This is a genomic window from Glutamicibacter sp. ZJUTW, assembly GCF_008370855.1.
Classification (GTDB): Bacteria; Actinomycetota; Actinomycetes; order Actinomycetales; family Micrococcaceae; genus Glutamicibacter; species Glutamicibacter nicotianae.
The window spans coordinates 3,226,592-3,251,215 of sequence record NZ_CP043624.1 but is presented as its reverse complement, the minus strand read 5'-3'; the positions used below and the strand labels follow the sequence as shown (position 1 = coordinate 3,251,215).

Here is a 24,624-nt window from a genome sequence, read left to right as displayed (position 1 = left end):
CAACGGCGGATACCCAGCATGCTTCCGGAAAACGGATCGGGGCGGAACCCGGCACCCGCCTGATTCCGCCCCGATCACCGCTGCGTGCAGGTTCAGCTCCTGCGCTAAGCCAGCGCGCCGGCGCTAGCGGGTCTGCCGGCCGCCTTCCCAGCCCTCGGCTTGCGCCTGTTCCATGCGCAATTGCGCTTCGCGGCGCTCTTCCTCGGTGATTGCTTCCTCTTCCAGGCTGACTCGCTCGACCGGATCAACAGCCTTCTTTGCAGCGGGGCGTTCCTCGTCCAAGGCCACCTTCTGCTCGTCCCCAGCCAGTTCGCCGCTTGTGCCGGCGGCTGCGGCATCCGTGATGGGCTCGCGCTCATGCCGCGCTTCCCCATGGCTTAACGGCACGGTGGTTGCCGCATCCCGGGTGACCACGTGCTTTCGCAGGCGCACTTTGCCGGTTTCCACGTCTTCGGTACCCACCTGCGGCTGCTCCTCGGAACGGACGGCAGAGGCCCTTGGAGTGCCGGCTCCCGGACCGCGCACGTCTTCCCGCGAATACTCGGCGCGGGCATCGGTGTCCGGGACGCCCGGCTGCACGGCGGCCTGGTCCGCTTCATGATAGGACAGGCTGTAGTAGTGGTAGAGCTCCTGCTCCTGCTCTGGCGTGAGCTGGCCCTCGGGGTCGATGTTCGGGGCGTCCTTGACGGTCTGCTTGTCATAGGGCACCGAGAGCGTATCGCCTGCGACGGTCGCCTGGCTGAGCGGGACGAAGCTCTCGGAGAGGCCGAAGAGTCCGGTGCGGACCGTCGCCCATTCCGGTTGCCCGCTGCGGTCATCAAGGAAAATCTGGCCGAATTTGCCGATCTTCTGGCCGTCGGGGCCAATGACGGTGCCGCCAATTGCGCTGAGTTCCTGAAGCTGTTCTGTGCTGATCATGGCTCTGTCCTCCTGCTGCGTTCGACTTCGGATCAATCCAGTAATCTCGATCCGGCTGGCCAGTAGCCGGCCGGGTGAAGCTGCGCCTCCAAATGGGCGTGACGGCCCGCAACTCTGCGTCTTGCGGTGCTTTGCCGAGCCGCGGTGAATCGATCGTCGCACACTACGCAAGCGCCCGCGCCGGGGCTTGTACTTGCATGGCCGCAAGCTCGGTAGCAGCTGTGAAAAGCAGGCAGCAGGTGCCCGGGGCAGCCATCGGGCGTAGGGCCAGGAGGGTGAACGGGTGCCTGTGGACAGCCGCGTGCGTCGCTGCGGCGAAGCTGGAAAATCGCTGGGCTTCGTGCCTGGAACGGCCGTCCCGGCTAGCTGCGGTCTAATGTTCAGTTCGTACTGCTGCCCAAGGAAGGCGAACCAGCATCCATGAATAGGACCTTTGGGATCGAGGAGGAATTCTTCCTCGTGGATCCGGCAACTGCCGCCCCGGTGCCGATGCCCGATCCGCTCAGCTCCCAGCTGCTTGGCCTGGAACTACCGGGCACCACGGTCCACCGTGAACTGCTGGCCAGCCAGCTGGAAATCGTCACCGGAATCTGCGCCTCCGCGGGCGAAGCCCTGGAAGCGCTGGTGCGGCGACGCGCCGCCATTGAGCGGATATGCCGCGAACACCAGGTGCTTCCCTTTGCTTCTGGAACGGCGCTGCAGCTGCCGAGCGCTACGGACTTCACCAAGGGCCAGCGCTACGCAACCATCCACGAGTTCGTCCCGGGGATCGCCCGCGAGCATTTCATCAACGGACTGCACATCCATGTGCATATCCCGGATGCCGAAGCCGGAGTCCGGGCGCTGAATGCCTTGCGCGGCTGGTTGCCGCTGATTGCGGGAATTGGCGCGAACTCTCCCATCTGGAACGGGGAACTGACGGGTTTCGCGTCATGGCGGACGGTGCACTACCGCAGATGGTCTGCGACAGGCATTCCGCCGGCTTTTGCGACAGTGCATGAATACCAGCAGCGGGTGGAGGACATGATTGCTTCCGGGTCGCTGCTCGATCCGGGCCACATTAGCTGGGTCGCCCGCTTGTCGGTGAACCATCCGACCATTGAAGTCCGCGCTGCGGACACGCAGATGACAGCCGGCGAATCCGTGGCCCTGGCCCTGCTCATCCGGGCCATTGTGGATACCGCCTCGGAAACTGACGGCTCTGCCGTCACGGCAGCATCCGAAGTGCTTGACCTGGGCCTGTGGCAAGCGGCGAAATCGGGAGTGGATGGCACTTATTTCGATAGCGAATCCAGGACCTCCGTGCCTGTCAAGGCCGTGATCCAGCGGGTGCTCGACTATACGGGCCGGGCATTGCATCGCAATGGCGATGAACAGTTCGTAGCCAATTTCCTGGACTCGCTCGCCACTTTCGGAAATGGAGCCACGCGCCAACTCGAGAGCTGGAACCAGGGCGGTGCGAAGCAGGTAGCCGCTGATGCCGCCAAGCTGTTCGCGCAAGCCTGACAAGTACGGCCGCCGAGCGGTACTGATCGTCACACTGGTCCTGGTGGGCCTGCTGCCCACCTACGCAACCATCGGCGTGTGGGCTCCGATTCTCTTGATCTTCCTGCGCATCGTCCAGGGCTTCTCCGCCGGTGGCGAGTGGGGCGGCGCGGCATTGATGGCAGTTGAACACGCACCTGATGATGCCCGCGGCAAGTTCGGCGCCTTCCCACAGCTCGGGGTTCCGGCAGGCATGCTGCTGGCCTCCGCGGTCAGCGCGATCATTGCCGCTGTGGTCACCCCGGAGCAATTCAACGCCTGGGGCTGGAGCACGTCGTTCCTGCTCAGCTCCGTGCTGATCCTCATCGGCTACTGCATCCGCCGGCACGTGGAGGAGTACCCGGTCTTCGAGGAAATGGCCAAGACGAAGCAAACCGAGCAAACCGAGCAGACCGAGTCAGCCCCGCTGTCCACGCTGTTCAGCAAGCATCCGAAGAAGGTCATTCAGGCCACCTTGGTTTTCATGAGAAACAACACGGCAGGCTACATGCTCACCGGCGGTTTCATCCTGGGCTACGCGACAAACAAGCTGGGACTGCAAGCCGGAGACCTTCTGAGCATCATCACCATCGGCTGAGTGCTGCTGCTGGTCTGGATCTTCCCGCTGTTCCTGCTCATCGAGACCCGGAACCTGGTCTGGGTTAGCGTGTCCCTGGTGGTCTTCGGCGCGTTCTTAGGCTTCTCCTATGGCCCGTTGCCAGCGCTGTATGCAGAGTTTTTCCCGGCCCGCATCCGCTTGAGCGGTTCTTCGATCAGCTATGCCCTGGGCTCGGTGGTTGACGGCGCATTTGCTCCGACCATTGCCGTGGCGCTGGTGGGCAAGTTTGATGCCACTGTTGCGGTCTCCACGTACCTGTCCATCTGGGTGGGCGCTTCGCTGATCGCGACGCTGACTTTGAAGGACCGCACCGGTGCGAATTCGTATCCGCATGACCGGGCAGGCAGCGGCGAACGGGCGAGGATGCAGGGCCGGAACAACAGCGAATGGCTGTGGCGCCCGGCGCCTGCGCACCGCACGGAGGCTGGGCCGTCCAGCCCGGGCCGAACGTATTGCCAACCTCAATGCGCTATGCGGCTAGCCCACATGCACCCATGGTCGGCGTTGCAGATTAGGTTCTGCTTCGCGCAGGACCTCACGGGTCAGCGGAGCGATTTCTCCTTGTCCAAGGAAGATGAACTTGGCCAGGTTCAGCAATGGATTGCCTTCGGTCCAGCGGAAGTAGATATGCGGCATGACCTCATACTGGTCCCGGATGGCCATGGACAATGCGGCAATGGCTGTTGATACCGAAGGCGCGGTTGCTTCAAGTACCCATTGGCTATGCCGGGTGACGCCGCGAACGTCAATGTCCTGCGCAAAATCGGAGTAATCGCTGACCCGGACTTCCAGGAAGACCACAGGTGCATGCACGGGAATGTGGCTGGCGAGAATCGCATGCTCGTGTTTATGCACGTAGCGTTCCTTGGACGTGTTCACCGGTTCGTGGGCGATCAGGCGAATCAGCCCAGCGCTGGTGGCCTGCTGGATGATGTTCTGCGCTTGGGTGTCGAACATGACCGAGGTGGCTCGAAGCTCAGTGGAGCGGCGGAACCTCGACAGCAGCGACACCAGGAGAACTGCGGCAATGAAGAAGGCCGCAATTTTCAGGCCGTCCGGGCGTTCAACGCGGTTCGCGATGGTGGTGTAGATGAACACCAAGCTGACACAGGAAAAGAGAATCGTCTTGCCTCGTTCACGCTGTCGACGAGCAGAAATCGTTACCGCTATCGCCGCGGAACTCACGAGAACCAGCACGCCGGTGGCATAGGCAGCGCCCTGCGCATCAACGCTTGCCTCGAAATGAACCGTGATGCCCAGGGCTACCAGGACGACCACGAGTACCAGCGGGCGCACCGCGCGTTTCACCAGGCTGTCCTCCGCCTATGTCGAGGCCCTGCAGAACATCGAGCTGCTGCGCGCCTTCGGGGCCGCCGAGCGCCAGGCGGCCCGCTTCGCGCGGGAAGCTGACGGCCTGGCGGACTGCACCATGCGCCAGCTGCGCCTGTCCCTGGTCGACACCGCGCTGGGCGCGTTGGCCATGCAGCTTGGCACCGTGCTGGGCTCTCTGGCCGCCGGGCCCGCTGGGCCGCTGGGCACGGCGCCTGCGGTCATGGTGCTGCTGCTCGCCCGGGAGTGTTTCCGCCCGGTGCAGGACCTGGGCACCTACTGGCATGCCGGCTATCTCGGCCTCACCGCGGTTGACGGGCTCGACCGGCTACTCGGCGCGCAACCGATGGGCGAAGGCCGCCACAACCAACCAGCCACGACCGGATCCATCGAGGTCCAGGGCGTGTCCTACCTGTATCCCGGGGCTTCCACGGGCCTTGCCGGGTGCACCTTCCATGTCGCGCCGGGCCAGACCTTGGCGATGATCGGGCCGTCGGGCTCGGGAAAGAGCACCCTGGCACGGCTGCTGGAACGATATATCGATCCGGACGCGGGCACCATCCGCATCGGCGGCACCGACCTGCGGGACTTCACCGCGCCGGTCAGGGCGCGCAGCGTGGTGGTGCTCCCGCAGGATCCGGTGCTCTTCGCCTGGACCGTGGCCGAGAACCTGCGGCTGTACCGGCCCGAGGCGAGCAACGCCGAGCTGGAAGCCGCCGCGCGCACCGCGCGCATCGACGAAGCCATCACCGCCCTTCCCTAGGGGTATGGCACCGTGCTTGCGGAGAACGGCGAGCAGCTTTCCGGCGGCCAGCGGCAACGGCTCGCGATTGCCCGTGCGCTGCTCTCGCCTGCCCCGGTGCTCGTGCTCGACGAGGCCACGTCCGCGCTCGACCCCGGCACCGAGCGGCAAGTGGTCGATTCCCTCGCCGAAGCCACCGGTGGCCGCACGGTCATCATCATCGCCCACCGCGCCTCGGCCTGCGCCCATGCCACCGGCTGGATGGCGCTGCGTGGCGGCCGGATCGCCGCCACCGGCACCGGGGCACCCGCCGATGGCGCCCTATCGAGGAGGCAAACCCCATGAGGACGATGCTGCGCCTGCTGCCGCTCATCGCCACGCGGCGGGGCCTTGTTCATCGAGACCGTCGCGTGGAGCGCTGCCACCCAGGCCGCGGTGCTCGGGATCGCCCTGGGCCTGGCCTGGATGGGCGGGCAGCTGCTGGCCGGCCAGGACTTCCCGATCGCCCCCGCCGGGGTCGCCCTGGCCGGATTGGCGATCTTCGCCGCGCTGGCCGCATGGCGGGAATCCTGGGTGTCCCACGACCTCGCCTACCGGCTGATCGCCACGCTGCGCGGCCGCGTCTTCGATGTGCTGCGCCGTTCGCTGCCCGCCCGCACCGATTACCGGCGCACCGGGGACCTGTCAGCCACCGTGGTCGCGGATATCGAGACCCTGGAATGGCTCTATGCCCACACCGCCGCCCAGGCGCTCAGCGCACTGCTGGTGCTGGGCATCAGCACCGCCGTCTCGCTGCTTCTGAGCCCGCTGCTGCTGGTGTGGATCCCGCTGCTGCTCATCGGCGCCATCGTCCCGTGGCTCACCGCCCGCCGCGCCCGGCAGGACGGCACGCTGCTGGCGCAGGGGTCCGCCGCCCTCCGCTCGGAATTGCTCGATACGCTGCGCGGCCTGCGTGAACTGGCCGGCTCCGGGGCGCTTCAGCAGCAGCTGGACCGGCTTAGCGGCAGGACCCGCAAGCTGGCGCGCACCCAGCTGCGCGAGGCACCCCGGCTCGGGGCCGAACGCGGCATCAGCGACGCCGCCCACGCCCTCGCGGCCCTGGGCTGCATCCTCATCATCCTCCTGGACCGCACCGCGATCGCGCCGCAGGACATCCCGCTGGCCATCACCGTGGCGGTCGCCGGCCTCGGGCCGGCAGCCCAGATCGCCGACCTGCTGCGCAACGCCGGCACGCTCAGTGCCGCCACCGAACGCATCACCGGCGTCCTCGAGCACCCGCCCTCCATCCGGGGCACCGGCAGCTGGAGCTCCGGCGGACTAGTGCAGGAGCCCGGGTTGGTGTTCGATGGCGTCGGCTTCGCCTACGCCGATGGCCGCCGTGTCCTCGACGGGTTCTCGATGCGTGTCAGCCCAGGGGAGATCGTTGCACTCACCGGGGCCTCGGGCGCGGGCAAGACCACCGCCGCCCGTCTTGCGCTGCGCATCTGGGATCCGGATGAGGGGAGCATCCGGATCGACGGCGCTGATCTGCGCGGGCTGCCCGACGCGGACCTGCGCCGGCTGGTCTCCGCCGTGCCGCAGTCCTCGCCGTTGCTGCGAGGCACGATCCGCTCGAATATCACCCTCGGCAACCCTGGCGCCACCGATGCCGCAGTCCGCCAGGCCGCATCCGCAGCCGGCCTGCTCGATTCTGCTGCAGGGATCCCGGGCGGGCTGGATACCCCGGTGGGCGAGCACGGGAGCGGCCTGTCGGGAGGCCAGCGGGCCCGGGTTGCGATCGCGCGGGCCTTGCTGGGGAACCCGCGCGTGCTCATCCTCGATGAACCAACCGCTTCGCTCGATCCGGATGCCGACAACGCCGTCATGGATATCCTGAGGCAATCCCGGGACCGTGCGATTCTCCTGGTCGCCCATCGTCCCGCGACAATTGCCCAAGCCCACCGCACGGTCCAGCTGGGCAGCGACGGGCGGGTGCAGGACCTTTCTCCGCTCGGCGGCAGATGAGCCGCTGCGCTCGTCGGAGAGGGGCAATATTCGAAGCTGGGATCGGTGCCCAAGCAGCTCTCCTGGTCTTCTGCCGGGGCCTCGCACAGTGATTAGGGGAGCTTCGGTACCCGGAGGAACTCCGTTTGGGCGGGCTGGTTGGTGCAGGCCTGGGCTTCGGTTCGCCGGAAACCCGCGCCAGGTGCGAGACCGCATTTGAAACGGTATGGCGGGGATTGCTGGCAGTCCCATCCCACTGGATTCTCCCTGTGCTGCGTGATGCTTCCTGGAGGATTAGGTTGTCCCGGAAGCGTCCCGCAATGCTGGAGTCCTTCAAAGCCGGGTAGCTGAATCTGCTGGCGGCGCATCCAGGGTTGCGCGGTTGCGCGGTTGCTCTGTTGCTCTGTTGGTTCCATGTCCGGCAAATATCCGGCGACACTCGCTGGGAACTCCAGTGAATTCGCTTTGAGCCTGCCAAGGAATCCTTGAATATCCTAGGCAGTTCGGCATTGCGCACTTAGACTTGCCGAAAATGCGATGAAATGGATTAAATCCCTAATCGCGCATGAAGAGCAGTTTTCCGTAATTGCCACACCTGAATGCGAGCGACGAACATGGATAGTGCAGGAACTCTTAGCCCGTTCAATTCCCCTGTCGTGAAATTGGAACGCCTTTTCGACAGTCCGGATATCGAAATATTTGCCAAATTGGATTTGCTGCAGCTCTCGGGCAGCACCAAGGAACGCACTGCAGGAAGCCTGATTGAATCCTTTATGGAATCCGGCCAGCTGCAGCCCGGAGGGATGGTCATCGAATCAACCTCCGGCAACCTGGGTATCGCCTTGTCTCGGCAATGCGTGGTGCGGGGCATCAAATTCGTGGCAGTAGTCGACGAGAACGCCAACAAATCCGCCTTGGACATCATGCGCGCTTATGGGGCCGCCGTTGAGTTGGTAGTCAACCAGCCCGATGGGAACAAGCTGGCTGCCCGCCGGCAGCGGGTGCAGCAGCTACTGGCCCAGAACCCGGGCGCAGTGACCACCAATCAGTACGGGTCCCCTGATAATCCCAAGGCGCATTACTCATCCACCATGCCCGAAATCGTGGACGCGCTGGACGGAAAAGTGGATATGCTCTTTGTCGCGACCAGCACCACGGGCACAATTCTCGGATGCCAGAAGTACATCCGGGAGCATGGCTTGAACACCAAGCTGGTCGCCGTGGACGCATTGGGATCCGTGCTCTTTGGCGGAGAATCCGGGAACCGCCGCTTGCCCGGTTTGGGAGCAGGCATCGTTCCGGAGCTGGCCTTGCAGGCCGAACCCGATCATGTGTTCCGCATCCGCGAGATTGACATGGTTCGCGGCTGCCGAATGCTTGCCCAGCGTGAGGGAATCCTGGCTGGCGCGTCTACCGGTGCCATCGTTTCCGCCATGAGCCAGATGCTGCCGGAGATTCCTGCAGGTTCGCGGGTAGCCTTCCTGGTCCACGACTCCGGAGTTCCTTATCTGCATAGCGTCTATGACGATGATTGGGTACGCGAGACCTTGGGCGAAGAACCCGAGGCAGACGGCACGGCGAACCTTGTAGACCAGCAGGTGCGATGACACGCATTGCAATGATCGGCGGTGGGCCGAAGTGCTTATATGCGTTGCTTGAACTCAACGATTCGCTGCCTCCGCATCTAGCCGGAGAATTACAAGTGGATGTTTATGATCCCTACCCGCCCGGGGCCGGGCGAGTATGGAACACCGCGCAACCGAGGGAACTGAAACTCAACGTCAACCCGCGCATTATCGACGCGTCCTCCAACTTGTGTTCCCAGGATTTCAACCGATGGCAGGAGGCAAGGAATATTGCTTCAGCTGATGGATCTTTCCCTGCCCGCGCGCTGGTTGGGGAATACCTGCGTGAGCAGTTCGAACGGCTTGCAGAACACGGGTCCCTGCCAGTTGCCCATCGTTCTTGCGTAGTCGACGGAGTGGCGCGAAAGGGCCCGCACTGGGAGGTCCGTACCGTGCACGGTACAGAACTCTATGACGAGGTAGTTCTTGCTACCGGGCATGGCTTGGGCGGCTATCGGGCAGAGGATTCACCGCGCGGTTCAATATCGGCTGCAGCGTTGACCGTAGAACATGACCAGGCTGAAGACGATACTGTGCTGGCCGGAAGCAAGGTTGTGATCAAGGGAGCCGCGCTGACTGCCTACGATGTCGTGTTGCGATTAACCGAGGGACGCGGGGGACGCTGGGAGACCACAACTTCAGATGGTTTGGAATTCCTGCGCTATATTCCAAGCGGAGAAGAACCTGTTTCCATAACCATGACATCTCGCAGCGGCATTCCCATGACACCCAAGCCCAACACCCGACCTGCCAGCGTAGACGAAGTCCTTGATGGCTATCGAGATCAGGTGCGCCAGTGGGGGATCGAACGCCATGGAACGGCAACAGGTGGAAAGCTTCTGCATCCGGGGTTGGATGAGCTGTGGCAGATCCTGCTGTCCTGTGCGATGGAATGCGCCAAAGCCAGCGGTTCGGAGACTGACCAGGATGCCTTGTGGAAGACCTTGCGGGATGGAAAATTGGAACAGATGGCAGAGAGGACATCCGCTGCCGAAGAGCTACGTGCCAGTGTGCGCATCAATCATGGCTTGGCGGCTCCCAGCACACAGTGGGTATGGGGAACCGTTTGGTCGGGTCTGTATCCGCAGCTGGTTGACGCGCTGACGCGGATCAGCTGGAATGCGGATGAGCGAGAGCAATTCAAGACCCTTGCCGCGAATCTTGAGCGGATGGCCTTCGGCCCGCCTGAACCTACGGCCCTGAAGCTGCTGGCGCTCTTCGAGGACGGGCTATTGCACCACGAGCAATCCGATTTATCGGTTTTTGCTGGAGCAGCCCTCACGATAGATGCTGTCACCGCGCCTGCCGGGGTGCTCTATGCCTCGTCCTCTGGAGGTGACAGCGCGTCCAGCTTGTTCAGCGATCTACTCGCCGAGGGCGAGGTGCAAGTTCGGGCAGGGGAGCGTGGACTGCTCACTGATACCGACGGCACTTGCCTGGACTCAACTGGCGAACGCAACGAGTCCCTCACGGCACTAGGCCGTCCAACAGAAGACCCCACGTTGGGTCATGACACCTTGAATCGTGGCTTGCACCTTGAATACCGAGGTTGGGCACGTCGCATAGCGCGGCAGGTGGCCGCCTCCCAACAGAAAGTAGCCCAGTGACTCAACCCCTGATGCACGGAACCATTCCGTTGACGGCACGGCTCGAACCCTGGATGGATTCCCTGATTGCAGATCCCAAGCTCTGCCAGGAGCTGATCAAGCAGTACGGTTCTCCATTGAATCTGCATGATTACTCTTCGATGAGCCGGAACATCGCTGAGCTGCGGGAGGCAGCAGATGAGCACGGGATTGATTTCGAGATTTATCTGGCACGCAAAGCCAACAAGACCCTCGGAGCAATTGACCATGCTGTAGCCGAAGGCTGCGGAATTGATGTGGCCAGTTTCAATGAGCTGGACCAGTGCCTCAAGCGGGGAGTGCCAGCGGATCGGATCATTGTCACCGCGGCAGTGAAATCCGTGGCCCTGCTGAGGCTTGCGGTGGAACATGGTGTCGTTCTGAGCCTGGACAACTTGGATGAGACGGCAGAGCTGCAAGCGATTGTGCAGGAGTCCGGGAAACCTGCTGCCGTCGCACTGCGCCTGGCATCGGATAACCCATCCATCCCGCCGACGCGATTCGGTTTGCGGGCTGGAGAATGGCTCACTTTCCTGGATCAGGCGGATAAGCCTGAAACCCTCAAAGTTGAAGGAATCCACTTCCATCTCAACGGATATGACGGTGGGCAACGAGCGCAACTGGCCTTGGAAGCGCTGGCGCTGATCGATGCGCTGCGGGACCGCGGGCACGACCCAAGCTTTGTGGATATGGGCGGAGGCATTCCGATGTCCTACCTGGATGACGGAAAGCAATGGGCAGGGTTCTGGGAAGCGCTCGCCGAACTCCCCGAGGGCGATGAGTCATTGACTTGGAAATCAGATCGTCTGGGAGCCACGGGGCCTGAAGCCAGTATCGCTCTGTACCCGTACCACCAGAAACTGATCCGCGGCGAATGGTTGCGGAAAGTTCTGGCAACAGAAGAAACCACTACTCGAAGGACCGTCGCCCAGATGCTTATCGAGCGGGGGATCCAGCTTCGCTGCGAACCGGGGCGTTCACTTTTGGATGGGTGCGGACTGACGCTTGCTGAAGTGGCCTTCGTCAAGAACCGCAGCGATGGAGCACCATTGGTTGGCCTGCATATGAATAGAACCCAATGCCGTTCAACTTCCGCCGACTTCTTGCTGGATCCGTTGCTGATTCCCACAGGGCCGAAAGTGCAGGATCGGGCGCCATACGAAGGATTCCTGGTGGGTGCCTATTGCATTGAAGAAGAATTGATCCTGCGCAGGCGGTTCGAGTTCCCGGCAGGTGTGGCCAAGGGAGATCTCGTCGCTTTCCCGAATACCGGCGGGTACTTGATGCACATTATCGAGAGCGCTTCGCACCAGTTGCCGTTGGCGAAGAACCTCGTCATTGATGGCGTTGATTGGATCCTCGACGGCATCGATACTGCTGACTTGCTCGTGGGGTAAAGGCACCGTGCTGACAGCCGGCTAGAACTGGCTGATCCCGCGCCACAGGCAATCCGCCGGGAATAGTGACAGGAAAGCCCCGAAAGCAAAAACACTCCCCTGTATGTAGGCGAATGCCAGATCCAGGGGAGTGCTTGAGTGGGTCCTATCCCTTACAGCGGGGTCACGTAGGCTCCAGCGATGCCGCCGTCCACCAGGAACTGGCTCGCGGTGATGAAGGAGGAATCGTCGGAGGCAAGGAAGGCTACCGAGGCCGCCAGTTCATCCGGTTCTGCGAACCGACCAAGCGGCACATGCACCAAGCGGCGCGCGGCGCGCTCCGGGTCCTTGGCGAAGAGCTCCTTTAGCAGCGGGGTATTTACCGGGCCGGGGCAAAGCGCATTGACCCGGATGCCCTGCCGGGCGAACTCGACACCGAGTTCGCGGCTCATGGACAGCACCCCGCCCTTGGAAGCCGAGTAGCTGATCTGGCTAGTCGCCGCACCCATGACAGCGACGAAGGAAGCGGTGTTGATGATGGAGCCCCGGCCCTGTTCCTGCATGTACGGCAGCACGTGCTTACAGCAGTAGTACACGCTGGTCAGGTTGACCTCCTGGACCTTGCGCCAGGCGTCGATGCCGGTATCCAGGATGGAAGCGTCGTCTGCCGGGGAAATCCCCGCGTTGTTGAATGCGATATCCACCGAACCGTAGGTCGACTTGGCTGTGGCGAACAAGTTCTTGACGTCTTCCTCATTGGTAACATCGGTGCGGACGAAAAGCCCGCCGACTTCTTCGGCGGCTTTCTGGCCGATTTCCTCGGCGCAGATATCGCCAATGACCACCTTGGCGCCTTCATGGGCCAAGCGCTTGGCGGTGGCCAGGCCGATGCCGGAGGCGCCGCCAGTAATAGTGGCGACTCGTCCGGCAAGCCGATTGGTGACCAAGCCGTTGTACGGGGCAGTTTCGCTCATTTGATGGTTCTCCTTGCTAGTGATTTGTTTTAGTTGGATGATGCTTTGCGGTAAATCAGCTTTCGGTGTCAATGAAGACGTTCTTGACCTCGCTGAAGGCTTCGAGGGCATCTGGTCCCAGCTCGCGGCCGAGTCCGGATTTCTTGTAGCCGCCGAAAGGAGTGGAATAGCGCACCGAGGAATGGGAGTTCACCGACAGGTTCCCGGCCTCGACCGCGCGGGCCACGCGCAGGGCACGGCCCACATCCCGTGTCCAGATGGATCCGGAGAGCCCGTACTCCGAGTCATTGGCAATGCGGATGGCATCGGCCTCGTCCTCGAATGGGATCACCGCGACGATCGGGCCGAAAATCTCTTCGCGCAGGATCCGGTCCTGCGAATCTTCGGGAACCACGACCGTAGGCGGGAACCAGAAGCCCTCGCCCGGGGGAACCTTGCCCTGGTAGGCGATATCCTTGCGGCGATTTCCCTGCTCATCGAGCAGGAAGGAAGACACCGTCTGCAATTGCTTGGCGGAGACCAAAGGGCCCATCACCGTAGCTTCGTCGCTCGGATCCCCGACAGTAACCGCCGCGACAGCCTGGGTGAATCGCTCCATGAACACATCCAGAACGCTGCGCTGCACCAGGATCCGGGAGCGGGCGCAGCAGTCCTGTCCGGCATTGTCGAAGACACCGCCCGGTGCCTGGGCGGCTGCCTTGTCGAGGTCGGCATCGGCGAAGATGATATTGGCGCTCTTGCCGCCCAGCTCCAGGGTGACACGCTTCAGCTGGTCCGCGCATCCGCGCATGATGCCCTGGCCCACTTGGGTGGAACCGGTGAAAACAACTTTGCGGACGTCAGGATGGGTGACAAAGCGCTCGCCGACTACCGAGCCCTTGCCCGGGATGACGGTGAAGACACCCTCGGGGATACCGGCCTCGCGGGCCAACTCGCCCAGGCGGATGGCGGTCAAGGGTGTCAGTTCCGCTGGCTTGAGCACGACAGTATTGCCCGCAGCCAGTGCTGGGGCGAACCCCCACCCCGCGATCGGCATGGGGAAATTCCATGGAACGATGATCCCAACGACACCCAGCGGTTCGTGGAAGGTAACGTTCACTCCGCCTGCGACGGGAATCTGCTTGCCGAAGTTCCGTTCCGGGGCTGCTGCGTAGTAGTTCAGCACATCCCTGACGTTTCCGGCCTCCCAGCGGGCGTTGCCGATGGTGTGCCCGGCATTGAGCACTTCCAGCTGGGCCAGATTCTCCAGATCGCGGTCTACTGCGGCCGCGAATCTGCGCAGCAGCGCGGCGCGCTCAGCAGGAGCGACCTGGCTCCAGGCGGGAAAAGCCTCGGAGGCCCGGGCAATTGCGGCATCCGCCTCCGCGGTATCAGCCAGCGCGACATCCTGGACTGCTTGCCCCGTCGCCGGGTTGATCACGGTAAAGGTGTCTTTCACTGCGGTATCAGTGCTCATAGCGCTTCCTGTGGTGTCGAAATAGATTTGCTGGTGGCGTAGTCATGCGCAGCCTGGACGAAAGCCTGCATGAGCCGGATGTCTTCCAAGTTCTCTTCCGGGTGGAATTGCGTGCCCAGAACCCAGCCTCGGGCCTGCGGCATTTCAACGATTTCCACCGTCCCGTCGCTGGCGCGGGCGGTGACCTCCAGACCTTTGGCTACCTCCTGCAGGGACTGGTGGTGGTAGCACGGAGCGCTGGCCTGGTTGCCCAGGATCTGCTCCGCCAGAGAACCATGCGCGGTGGTGAAATCCACTGTGCCGAAGACGCCGGGAGCTGGCTGGTACTTTTCGGCAGCATCCGGAAGCAGATCGGGCAGGTGCTGGTTCAGGGTTCCGCCTTGCTGCACGTTGAGCACTTGGGCGCCACGGCAGATGGCGAACAGCGGAACGGCCCGCTCCAGCGCGGCGGCGGCCAAAGCCATGTCGTGCAGGTCCCGCTCCGGCTGTGCCGCCGTGCGCGGGTGCGGTTGATGCCCGTAGTTAGCAGGATCCACATCCACGCCGCCGATGACTATCAGCCCATCCAGGACGTCCAAGACGGAGGCGTCGGTGGCAACCGGTGGCAGGAGCATTGGCGTACCACCGGCCGCAACCACTGACTTGATGTACTTGCCTGGGACAATGGCCGCGGTTCTTTCCCAGACACCCCATTTGGCTTCCTGCCAGTAGGTGGTCAGCCCGATGCGCGGCCTGCGCTGCGTTGCTGGGTCCGATGGATAGTTCACTTGTAGTTGTCCTTCGTGATCAGTGGCGTTCGAAACCACGGGAAACTTCCCAGTCGGTGACCGCGGCGTTGAACTGCTCGATTTCCACGTCCGCGTAGCGGGTGTAGTGTTCCACTACTTCCTTGCCGAAGATTTCTAAAGCGATTTCCGAGTTCGCGAAGAGCTCTCGGGCCTCGGCCATGGTTTGGGGCACATGCTGGGATCCGGAGTCGTAGGCGCTTCCGGTCACCATCTCGGGCAGTTCAAGCTTCTTCTCCATGCCATAGAGACCGGCCGCCAGCATGGCGGCCATGGCCAGGTACGGGTTGGCGTCCGCTCCCGGCAGGCGGTTCTCCATGCGCGCGCCGTATCCCTTGCCTACCAGCCGGACCGCGCAGCTGCGGTTGTCCAGGCCCCAGGCAACTGCGGTAGGTGCGAAGGACCCCTTGGCGAATCGCTTGTAGGAGTTGATATTCGGGGCGTAGAACAGGGTGAACTCCCGCATCGTGGCCAAGACTCCGGCGATGAAGTGGTTGTACATTTCCGTGCGTTCTCCGCGGGCTTCGTCCCAGAAGGCCAGCGAGCCATCAAGCTTGCGCAGCGACATGTGGATGTGGCAGCTGGAACCTTCGCGCTGGTTGGGCTTGGCCATGAAGGTGATGGATTGCCCGCGCTGCGAGGCCATGTGCTTGGCCGAGAGCTTGTAGAAGGTGTGGTTATCGCCTGTGGTGACCACGTCGTCGTATTTGAAAGCGATCTCGTGCTGCCCGAAGTTGCACTCGCCCTTGGCCGATTCGACGATCATACCCGATTGGTACATGGCGTTGCGGATATCGCGCAGTAGCGGTTCGACGCGCATTGAGCCCAGGATCGAGTAGTCGACGTTGTGCTGGTTGGCAGGGGTGAGGTCCCGGTAGCCGCGCTGCTGCGCATCTTCGTAGGAGTCGTTGAAGATCAAGAACTCCAGTTCCGTACCTGCCATGGCGCGCAAGCCCAACGCAGCGGCTTTCTCCTGCTGCGCCTTGAGCAGGGACCGCGGGGCCACTGGAACCGGACGTCCGTCCGTGGTGGCCAAGTCGGTCTGGATCAGCGCCGTGCGTTCCAAGTACGGAACTGGGCGGATGGTGTCGTAATCCAGCACGAACTCCATGTCGCCGTAGCCGGTGTCCCAGCTGGTCAGCGAATAGCCTTCCACGGTGTTCATTTCGGTATCCACTGCCAACAGGTAGTTGCAAGCTTCGGTGCCGTGATTCAGCACGGTGTCCAGGAAGAACTGGGCATGGACGATTTTTCCCTGGAGCCGGCCCTGCATGTCGGTGAAGGCGAGAATGACCGAATCATAGACTCCGGTGCGGATGCCCTCGGTCAACTGTTCAACGCTTAGCATGCGTTCGTTCTTGGAGGCCTTGACGAGTTCTTGGATGTCTTGCATGGAGAATGTTCCTTCGATTGTCGGGGATTGGTTCTGTGGCCTGGGACCGGTTTACTTCAGGGCATTTTCTTCGGACTCCAGGATGGTGAATTCTTCTTCGGGCGCGCTGGCAACCAGGCGATGCCTGCTATAGAACCAGAAGTACGCGAGTGCCAGGACGAAGACTCCTGCGGTGATTCCTGCGGCGAGGATGTCCACGACGAATGTTGCGATGAGGGCAATGACAGCCAGCACCAGCGCAATGGAAGTGGTGACGATACCGCCCGGGGTGCGATACCCGCGGGGCAGGTCGGGTTCCTTGATCCGCAAGACAATGTGGCTCAGATTCAGCAGCACGTAGGAGACGGTGGCGCCGAAGACTGCGATATTGATCAGCTGGTCGCCATTGCGGATGACTGCTGCCAGGATGAATCCGATGGTGCCTGGAACCAGCAGGGCCACCCATGGTGTATGGCGGGAGCCGGTCAGCGAGAGAACCCGGGGCAAGTAGCCGGCACGGGACAAGGCGAACAGCTGCCGGGAGTAGGCATAGACGATAGAGAAGAAGCTGGCCACCAATCCTGCCAGGCCCGCATAGTTCACGAAGTTCGCCAGCGCTGAATTCTGCCCGTAGGCTTCGCGCAGCGCCTCGGGAAGTGGGGAACCGGAGACGCTCATGGCTTCGGCTCCCGCGACTCCGGGCACCAGGATGAGCATGGCAGCACCGGAGAAGACCAGGAAGATTACTGCGGTAATGATGCCCTTGGGCATATCGCGTTTCGGGTCTTGCGATTCCTCGGCGGCCAGTGGGACCCCCTCTACTGCGAGGAAGAACCAGATGCCGAAGACCAGCGCGGCAAGGGTTCCGGAAATGCCGAACGGCATGAAGGCTGAGGAGCCGGCCGAACCGTCTGGCACGATGTCGAAGAGGTTGCTTGGCTCAAAGTGCGGTATCAGGCCAAAGACGGTGACTACCAGCGCCACAATGGCGATAGCGGTGATGCCGAACATCAGCTTGAGTGCTTCGCCTACGCCCCACATATGGATGCCGATGAAAACAATGTAGGTGATCAGGTAGACGGGCCACGAATTGGTCATCCCGAACAGGCCGAGGGCCTCGATGTAGCCGCCGATGAAGGTGGCGATAGCGGCAGGGGCCACGGCGTACTCGATGAGCACTGCCATGCCGGTGGCGAAACCGCCCAGTGGTCCCATGGCCCTGCGGGCGAAGCCGTAGCCCGCACCGGCTGTGGGTAGCGTCGAGGACATTTCTGCCAGGCCGAACACCATGCAGGTGTACATGATGCCCATCAGCACGAAGGCAATGAGCAATCCGCCCCAGCCGCCAGCGGCCAAGCCGAGATTCCAGCCTGAAAAATCACCGGAAATGACGTAGGCAATACCCAAGCCGGCAAGCAGGATCCAACCTGCGGCGCCTTTCTTGAGCTGCCTATGTCGTAGATAGTCTTTGTCGACCGATGCGTAGTCGATGTGTGAATTCTTGGTCATGTGAGCTTCCTCGGTCCATGAGTCCTGAATCTAATGGACTGAAATCAGTCCTTTGCATGCGCTCAACTGTGGCAGGGGTCACGGAGCAAAGTCAATAGGTTAGTTTGAAAATTGAGCTGGTAAGAGAAAATGAAAGGTGTTTTCTTGAACCAAATTGTGTGCCATTCTTAGATCATGGCCGAAACTAAACCATTGGATTCCCGGGATGGGATGAGGTTCCTTGGGCAAGTGCGCCGGGGAAACGTCTTCGAGGAGACCCTCGGGCAACTGTTGCGCGCCATGAGGCTAGGCGTCTTCCCGCCCGGCGAAAAATTGCCTGCGGAGAGGGAGCTTGCCGAGGCCCTGGGTGTTTCACGAGCTACATTGCGCGACTCATTGGCGGAATTGCAGAGCGCAGGCTACTTGCAGGTCCAGCGAGGTCGCTACGGTGGAACGGTTGTTGCTGCTCATCCGAAGTCGCATGAGAATCCATTGGATGATTCGGACCGTGCACGCATTGAGGATGTGCTTGCATTCAGGTCGGTCGTGGAACCTGCCGCAGCTGAATTGGCCGCGGGGGCATCGCTCACTGCAACCCAGCGAAATAATTTGATGCTGGCGCACGAAGCCGTCAATTCGGCCGACGCGACGAACTACCGGCCGCTGGATGCCCGGCTCCATGTCATGATCGCCGATTTGTCAGCTTCGAGCATGCTGGCAAAAGCGGTTGCAGAGGCGCGCGACGCAACCAGCGAGCTGCTGGATCGGATTCCGTTCCTGAAGCCGAATATCGCGCACTCCAGCCGCCAGCACGAGGACATCTTGAACGCCATCCTCCGCGGCGATGGAGCCAGCGCAAAGAAGCTGATGCAAGAACATCTTGATGGCACTGCGACTCTCTTGCGCGGTTTCTTGGACTAATTGTTGCAACTGTGCGGCAGTTGCGAAGTTCTGGATTTTTGCCTTGAGGTCGCCTCGGGATCCGTGATCGTTCTACGCAGTAATGCGTTCCATGCATGGATTTGCCGAAAAGCGATGAAATGAATCGATTCCCTGTTTCACATGAAAATCAGTTCTGCTGGATCTGATACTCCTGGAGGCGAGCAATGACTAAAGAAAGCGCAGGAACTCTTAGCCCTTCAATTCACCCGTCGTATCGATGCGAAGCTAAAGAAACATGGAGCTCAACGGCATAGCGCATAGGCGGCGGCCATGATGGATGCGTTAGACGAGCAAAGCGTCATTACTAACGGTACCGATGCAATCGGGTTAGTCATTCCGCCGATGGTTCGGCAGCTGTTTTTCTTGCACGCCAAGCGTGCTGACGTCGCCACTCACCTCGAAGCCATGGTGGAGACCCACCCCGATACCTGACGGTCGCGTCATTTCTCGCGCGGTTCGATCGCTGCCACTACGACGGTTTCCAGCCTTGGGTGCAGGTGGTCTCCGTGCTCAACCACCCCCGTGACCCAGCTGACCACCAGCCCGTCTTCGGTGTCCTGAAGGATGGCTAGGTTGTTGTCGAACCACGGCCCCTTGATGCCGTTCCATCGAAAAGGCGGGTCTGGCACATGTGCCCTGCGCGCCATCCAAGCCCCGAACGGAACGGCCGGCCCCAAGGCCAAGGCTGCGGCAAAGTAGCGCATCAACCGGGGCAGTGGGTTGCGGATGGGCGAACACACAGCTTGCAGGATCCTGCTCCCGTTCTCGCGCTCGACTTCGGAAACGTAGGAGAAGTGCACGTCGCCGGAGAGGAACGTGACGGACTGCGGAGCGGGGCCGCGCTGCCCATCGGCGACCTCGGTGGACCACCGGGCCACGTCCTGGAAGCTTTGTTGGAACGCCGCCCAATGCTCAAGGTCCACGGCCCGGCGCAGTCGTTCCCCGAGCCACGCCCGGACCTGGCCGCGTTCCCCTGAGGAGTAGACCTCGTTCCACGCTTCCACATGATGCAGGCCCATGGGCAGCAGGAAGGGCAATGAGGTAGCGACCAGCAGGTGGCGGAATCCGCCTTGCATCTGCTCGTCGAGCCACGCATTTTCCGGTGGATCGAGCAGGGCACGCGCTTCGGTGTCGAGGGTGCGGGAGGCACGGGAGTCCACCACGATCAGCCGCACCGTATCCCAGTCGCGGCAGTAGCTCCAGCGGTATTCTTCCGGTGCAGCATCGACGCGCTCGGCGAACCGGTCCAAGTCGGCAGTGATGTCCAATTCGTCGAGGCCGGTGTGGGCCGCGATGCGTTGCCACAGTGGATCTGCAGCCCGCTCGTCGGGGGAGAGATTGCCGAGGTGCTGATAGATCCAATATGAGCCGAGGCCCGCAACAATGCGTTCGTGCCACCAGCTGGTCTGCTCCATGTCCTGCTTCCAACTGCGCGAGGAGTTCCAATCGTCGCGGATGTCGTGGTCGTCGAAGATCATGGCGCTGGGCAGGGTGGAAAGAAGCCAGCGGTTGGCCGGGTCCGACCAAGCCAACCGGTACAGGTGGGCGTATTCCGCGAAGTCCTTCAGCTCAGCCCCGGGTTCGTCCCTGATATCGCGCCGGCTGCGGATGAACTCGCGCATCTGGTCACTGGTGGAGTCCGCATAAACCTGATCGCCGAGGAAGAGCATCAAATCCGGCCAGGGTCCGTGCGCCGGGCCCGCCATGGACAGGGCATAGGCGCGCATCGCGTCAACACCGTGCTTGCGGTTGCCCGCCGCGTCGTGCGGGATGCTGGTGCGGCAGGACCCGAAGGCCAGCCGTGGATTCTTGGCGGGGTCGATGGTGGCGATCATGGAATCGGGGAAGCCATCCTCGCGCGGCCAGATCGCTGTCCCCTGAAGATGCACGCTGTAGGGATTGACGCTTCCAACCTCCAGCCCCGTCACCTCAACTAACGCATAGTGGTGGCCGTGGGCACCAAAAGTCGGCGCACTCCATGTGCTTTCACCGCAACGGATCTCGACGGTGCCAGACCGAGCTGTCTCCACCCAGATACTGGCGGAGGTGGCATCCACGTGGCGGAGCATCGGGCCAAGTACAAGGTCCTGATCGTTTCGGTGGCTCATCGATTTCCCTTCCTGATGGTGCAGGTCAACCAAGAATGGCACAATAACATCGTTGCGGATAGGCCCGGCTGCCGGGCACGGGATCAGATGCTGCCTAGGATGGGCTGATGAGTCCATCCCCGTATCTGCAAACCCGCCGCCGCTTCGTGGCTGCCGCGCCCCGAGAGATCTTCGAACTGCTCAGGGATCCGGCCATGCACCCGGTCATCGACGGCTCCGGAACGGTGCGGTCCTCGAACGCGAAGGGAAGTAAGCTCAACCTGGGCAGCGAGTTCGGCATGCAGATGCGTCTGGGTGTCCCGTACCGGATCAGCAATACCGTGGTGGAATTCGAGCAAGACCGGCAGATCGCCTGGCGGCACTTCAGCGGGCATCGGTGGCGCTACGAGCTGGAAGCTGTCGGGTCAGGGACGCTGGTCAGCGAAACCTGGGACGCGAGCCGGGTGCGGCACCAATGGCTGCTGAGGCTGATGGGCTTCACCCGGAGCACCGGGCCCAATATGGAACGCACCCTGGAACGGCTGACCGCGCAGTTCCTCGACGCCACCGGGTAAGGGCCTTTTGCCCTGAGCAGCTCGTCGATGACGAGTGTGCCTTGCCGAGTCGCCGGATGGGCGCAGCACGACAGGCTGAATGCCGCAGCTGGTCTTTCAAGCGTGTTTGGACGCGGTGAAACCACCATCGATGCCATGTTCCATGCCGCAGACTAAAAGGAACTCTAGGTTTGAGACTTCGCACGATTCGGCCATGTTGCGCAGCAGAACTTACACAGCAATGCCGCTGGAGTGCTGGTGTTTTTCGAATTGGACTACCGTGCGGCACTGTGGAGTGAAGAAAAGCCGGGGTGGCCTACTGGGCGCCATCCTGGCCAAGGCAGGCATTGTTTTTGCCGGGGATGAGGAAGCAGCCATCGCCGTGGGGCCAAGCGACGACCCTATGGAGTTGGCGGGTCGGATCGCCGAGCTAGGACCATGACAAGTCATCATCAGGCTGGCCGAAGCCGAGGTGACCTTCGTCCTGGCACTGGAATCGTCCGCATCTTCCAAGGTCTCGATCAAGGTTGGGGCGCTCGAAGCACGAATAGCGAAGGGTTCAAGTTCGCACGGGTGCATCACGGCTCATTTGGACTTGGACGCTCCAGAGTTGAGGGTTACCAATGTTCAGTGAATAGCGATAGCCGAGAGTCGGAATCTACCTAAGTTGGAATCGTGTGCGAAGCGGTCATCGGAGCAGAATCCGCCGCAGGTAGCGACGTATTCGACTTGCCGACCACCGATCCAGAGTGGTCGAGACATTAGAACGGCATGGAACCTCCTAGTCGTATTGATTTGGCTCACGCACACCGTAACCGATGCTCCGCGTTCTCGCTGAGCCAGCTGTTTCCCTGCCATATAGTGTTTCTCAAGACCGCAGCGCCAAGCTAGTAACCAGGGAGACATCTTGAATGAGTTCAGTGCCGATGAATCGATGATGACGAACCGAAGGGGGCCCGCGCCAGAACTGGAATCAGCTGGCCAAATGATCCTCGAACGAGGCCTGCGTGGTGAACCTTCTCCATTCTGGAACCAGACGACGTGGACTGAACACAACGCGACGGAACTGCTCCGCAGGACTTTCGACAACTATGACGGTGGCACGGGCAATTTCTTGGTCAAGCTGCAAGCCCAGCTGGAAGGGGCCGAAACCGCCGTTATTGTTCTGGCTGCCGAGCTGATGACCCTCACTCAGCTGCCGCTCGTCAATGTTAGGAGTGATACCAAGCAGGACCACATCGAATTGATTCTGTCTTGGGTGAATGCCGATACGCAGATACCTGATGAAATCCTCAAGGGGATGAAATCTTCTGGGGCTTTCAACGGCGGGCGGGGCTACAGCAGCCGGAAATGGCATAATTTCGTTTGGCTTGCCCGCTTCGTGCTGCAGGTGCGTGCGCAGCCCCAAAAAGTATTGGAAGAAGCCCTGGCTGGCCCGGATGCATTCGGCGCAATCACCGACGCGGTGGACGATCGGATACAAGGTGTCCGTTTTGCGGTCGAATACATGATGTGGCCGAACTTCTTCGAACCGGTGGTTAGCCAGAACCATCGAAAATTACTTCTCGAGGCATACGCCTGGGAAATTGGCGGTCAAAGTGGCTCGGATCAACGATCAATTGCCAACGATCTTGCTGCTATCCACAAGATCCACAATTCCAAGGCAGGCCACCGTGTTGATTGGTATGGAGAACTATTCATCAACGACTGGCTGAGGAAGTCGTCGACGAAGGCAGGACAGAGGGCCTGGCTGGTTCGGCAACAGCAGGGGAGCCAGCAGCTCTTAGACGACTGGTTGGATCGCGGGGAGATCTCTCTGCAGGCGACTCACCTCGGCGAAGTGGAACCGGGAAGTACTTTGCCACAGATTCAGCGCGCCGTGGAATTGGGGTATGACCACGTTGATTATGCGGAACGGAAGCAAAGCGCCCACGCATTCCACCGATTCCTGACCTTGATGGGGGTGGGGGACGTGGTATTCACCCGTCGCGGTGATGAACTATTTGTTGGAATCGTTGAGTCCGAAGTCCGTTTTGTTGCTGACGAGCCGGCGCATCTGGCCTGCGACGTGGACTGGCAACTAGTAGAACTCCCTGCTGACCGTGCAGGTAAGCTCGTCCTTGGAATTTTTGACGAACGGGGACCGTTTGTTGACGCGACGGCGGCACTATCTGACTTGACGGTTTTTCTCTCCGAAACCGGCGAAGCGGAAGAATCCGAGGAACCTGAAATCCCGATTGCACAAGAGCCCGCCACGCAACCTGAACTCCTGTCCGAGATTGACCAGACGTTTGCCGCTTCAATCCACATCGAGAGGGATCAGCTGCAAGAGGTCGTGGAGATGTTGCGTACTCGCAGACAAATTGTTCTTTATGGCCCACCGGGAACGGGAAAGACCTTCCTCGCGGGCAAACTTGCCAGGTTTTTGGCGACGGGGGAACACTCTGACCATGTCCAGGTCGTCCAGTTTCACCCTTCCTACGCCTATGAAGACTTCTTTGAAGGCTATCGTCCGTCTGCCGCCGACAACGGCCAATTGGGATTTGCTTTGGAGCCTGGACCACTGCGACGCATTGCGGCAGAAGCATCAGCAGAGGGGAACCGGAACAAGCCTTTCTTCTTGATAATTGATGAGATGAACCGCGGCAATCTGGCCAAGATCTTCGGCGAGCTTTACTTCCTGCTTGAATACCGAGACCAGAGCATCAACCTTCAATACAGTCCCGGATCGACATTTAAGCTTCCACCGAATCTATTCATCATTGGAACAATGAATACCGCGGATCGATCGGTAGCGATGATCGATGCGGCCATCCGCCGTCGTTTCGCCTTCATTGAGTTGCATCCCCAGGATGGCCTAATTGAGGGAATGCTCGATCGATTCCTTCAGGCTACGGGGCAACCTTCGTTGCGGGCTGATCTGCTCAGGGCGTTGAACTTGGAAATCGAAGGAACGGACCGTGATTTGATGATCGGTCCGTCGTACTTCATGGGGAATCATGCCGAGAGTGATGTTGGCTTGGAACGGATCTGGAAGTACGAACTCTTGCCCTTGCTGGAGGAACACTACTTTGGACGATTCAGTCGAGACGAAGTACGCAGTCGGTTCGGTCTGTCCAGCATCCGCAAGAAAGCCAGGAAGCTCGTCGCGAGCGATGAAGACCGCGAAGTTTCTGCCGTCGAGTCGACAGTAGTAATTGAAGAAGGCTTGAGCTGACGTGTGTA

At 61.3% G+C, this 24,624-nt stretch carries 17 protein-coding genes and 2 pseudogenes; 11 read left to right on the top strand and 8 right to left on the bottom strand.

Annotated features, from left to right (window positions below; translation table 11 throughout):
• Positions 1 to 123: 123 nt before the first annotated feature.
• A complete protein-coding gene (locus F0M17_RS15265; RefSeq protein WP_149597456.1) occupies positions 124 to 918 on the bottom strand; it encodes a YsnF/AvaK domain-containing protein in 795 nt (264 codons plus the stop codon).
• A gap of 420 nt (positions 919 to 1,338) precedes the next feature.
• Here F0M17_RS15265 and F0M17_RS15260 point away from each other — a divergent pair, with 420 nt between their 5' ends.
• Positions 1,339 to 2,424, top strand: a complete 1,086-nt coding sequence (locus F0M17_RS15260) for a YbdK family carboxylate-amine ligase (protein ID WP_073707003.1) — start codon at positions 1,339 to 1,341, stop codon at positions 2,422 to 2,424.
• Positions 2,396 to 3,040 carry an MFS transporter gene (locus F0M17_RS15255; protein WP_073707002.1) on the top strand — a complete coding sequence of 215 codons (645 nt, stop codon included), beginning with the start codon at positions 2,396 to 2,398 and terminating at the stop codon, positions 3,038 to 3,040. Before F0M17_RS15260 ends, F0M17_RS15255 begins: the two co-directional genes overlap by 29 nt.
• A gap of 498 nt (positions 3,041 to 3,538) precedes the next feature.
• Here the strand turns inward: F0M17_RS15255 and F0M17_RS15250 are convergent, their stop codons facing one another.
• Entirely contained in the window at positions 3,539 to 4,369 is an 831-nt protein-coding gene (locus tag F0M17_RS15250; protein WP_143181082.1) for a hypothetical protein, read from the bottom strand.
• Here F0M17_RS15250 and F0M17_RS17865 point away from each other — a divergent pair.
• The 5 genes and pseudogenes from F0M17_RS17865 (at position 4,314) to F0M17_RS15220 (ending at position 11,762) form a co-directional block, all read left to right on the top strand.
• Positions 4,314 to 5,477 (top strand): annotated as a pseudogene (locus tag F0M17_RS17865) (ABC transporter ATP-binding protein/permease). The gene F0M17_RS15250 and the pseudogene F0M17_RS17865 overlap by 56 nt on opposite strands.
• 45 nt (positions 5,478 to 5,522) lie before the next feature.
• Complete coding sequence (locus F0M17_RS15235) at positions 5,523 to 7,136, top strand: amino acid ABC transporter ATP-binding/permease protein (RefSeq protein ID WP_149597455.1); 1,614 nt, start codon at positions 5,523 to 5,525, stop codon at positions 7,134 to 7,136.
• A gap of 578 nt (positions 7,137 to 7,714) precedes the next feature.
• Positions 7,715 to 8,722, top strand: a complete 1,008-nt coding sequence (gene sbnA / locus F0M17_RS15230; protein ID WP_149597454.1) for a 2,3-diaminopropionate biosynthesis protein SbnA — start codon at positions 7,715 to 7,717, stop codon at positions 8,720 to 8,722.
• Positions 8,719 to 10,347 carry an FAD/NAD(P)-binding protein gene (locus tag F0M17_RS15225; protein ID WP_083586723.1) on the top strand — a complete coding sequence of 543 codons (1,629 nt, stop codon included), beginning with the start codon at positions 8,719 to 8,721 and terminating at the stop codon, positions 10,345 to 10,347. Before sbnA ends, F0M17_RS15225 begins: the two co-directional genes overlap by 4 nt.
• Positions 10,344 to 11,762 carry an alanine racemase gene (locus tag F0M17_RS15220; RefSeq protein WP_210416660.1) on the top strand — a complete coding sequence of 473 codons (1,419 nt, stop codon included), beginning with the start codon at positions 10,344 to 10,346 and terminating at the stop codon, positions 11,760 to 11,762. Before F0M17_RS15225 ends, F0M17_RS15220 begins: the two co-directional genes overlap by 4 nt.
• A 152-nt stretch (positions 11,763 to 11,914) precedes the next feature.
• Here F0M17_RS15220 and F0M17_RS15215 read toward each other — a convergent pair whose 3' ends face one another.
• The 5 genes from F0M17_RS15215 to eat are packed head-to-tail and all read right to left on the bottom strand — an operon-like array spanning position 11,915 to position 17,837.
• The gene (locus F0M17_RS15215; protein ID WP_073706995.1) at positions 11,915 to 12,715 is read right to left on the bottom strand and encodes a 3-oxoacyl-ACP reductase; all 801 of its coding nucleotides are present in this window, start codon (positions 12,713 to 12,715) and stop codon (positions 11,915 to 11,917) included.
• A 55-nt stretch (positions 12,716 to 12,770) separates the two neighbouring features.
• Positions 12,771 to 14,171 (bottom strand): aldehyde dehydrogenase, encoded by a 1,401-nt coding sequence (locus F0M17_RS15210; protein WP_073706994.1) that lies wholly within the window; start codon positions 14,169 to 14,171, stop codon positions 12,771 to 12,773.
• A complete protein-coding gene (locus tag F0M17_RS15205) occupies positions 14,168 to 14,938 on the bottom strand; it encodes a gamma-glutamyl-gamma-aminobutyrate hydrolase family protein (protein ID WP_246857075.1) in 771 nt (256 codons plus the stop codon). Before F0M17_RS15205 ends, F0M17_RS15210 begins: the two co-directional genes overlap by 4 nt.
• Positions 14,939 to 14,957: 19 nt before the next feature.
• Entirely contained in the window at positions 14,958 to 16,349 is a 1,392-nt protein-coding gene (locus F0M17_RS15200) for a glutamine synthetase family protein (protein WP_210416659.1), read from the bottom strand.
• Positions 16,350 to 16,400: 51 nt separating this feature from the next.
• A complete protein-coding gene (gene eat, locus F0M17_RS15195; protein ID WP_149597453.1) occupies positions 16,401 to 17,837 on the bottom strand; it encodes an ethanolamine permease in 1,437 nt (478 codons plus the stop codon).
• A gap of 228 nt (positions 17,838 to 18,065) precedes the next feature.
• Here eat and F0M17_RS15190 point away from each other — a divergent pair, with 228 nt between their 5' ends.
• Positions 18,066 to 18,737 carry a FadR/GntR family transcriptional regulator gene (locus tag F0M17_RS15190; RefSeq protein ID WP_246857074.1) on the top strand — a complete coding sequence of 224 codons (672 nt, stop codon included), beginning with the start codon at positions 18,066 to 18,068 and terminating at the stop codon, positions 18,735 to 18,737.
• A gap of 231 nt (positions 18,738 to 18,968) precedes the next feature.
• Positions 18,969 to 19,181: pseudogene (locus tag F0M17_RS15185) on the top strand (IS110 family transposase); the annotation flags it as partial.
• Positions 19,182 to 19,198: 17 nt separating this feature from the next.
• On the opposite strand, the gene F0M17_RS15180 reads toward F0M17_RS15185, so the two are convergent.
• Positions 19,199 to 20,866, bottom strand: coding sequence for an alkaline phosphatase D family protein (locus F0M17_RS15180; RefSeq protein WP_149597452.1), 1,668 nt, complete (start codon positions 20,864 to 20,866; stop codon positions 19,199 to 19,201).
• Between the two features lie 107 nt (positions 20,867 to 20,973).
• Here F0M17_RS15180 and F0M17_RS15175 point away from each other — a divergent pair, with 107 nt between their 5' ends.
• Together F0M17_RS15175 and F0M17_RS15170 are read left to right on the top strand one after the other, a co-directional pair.
• Complete coding sequence (locus F0M17_RS15175; protein ID WP_083586722.1) at positions 20,974 to 21,420, top strand: SRPBCC family protein; 447 nt, start codon at positions 20,974 to 20,976, stop codon at positions 21,418 to 21,420.
• Positions 21,421 to 22,306: 886 nt separating this feature from the next.
• Positions 22,307 to 24,616: an AAA family ATPase gene (locus F0M17_RS15170; RefSeq protein WP_143181080.1), complete on the top strand. Its 2,310-nt coding sequence runs from the start codon at positions 22,307 to 22,309 to the stop codon at positions 24,614 to 24,616.
• Positions 24,617 to 24,624 lie beyond the last annotated feature (8 nt).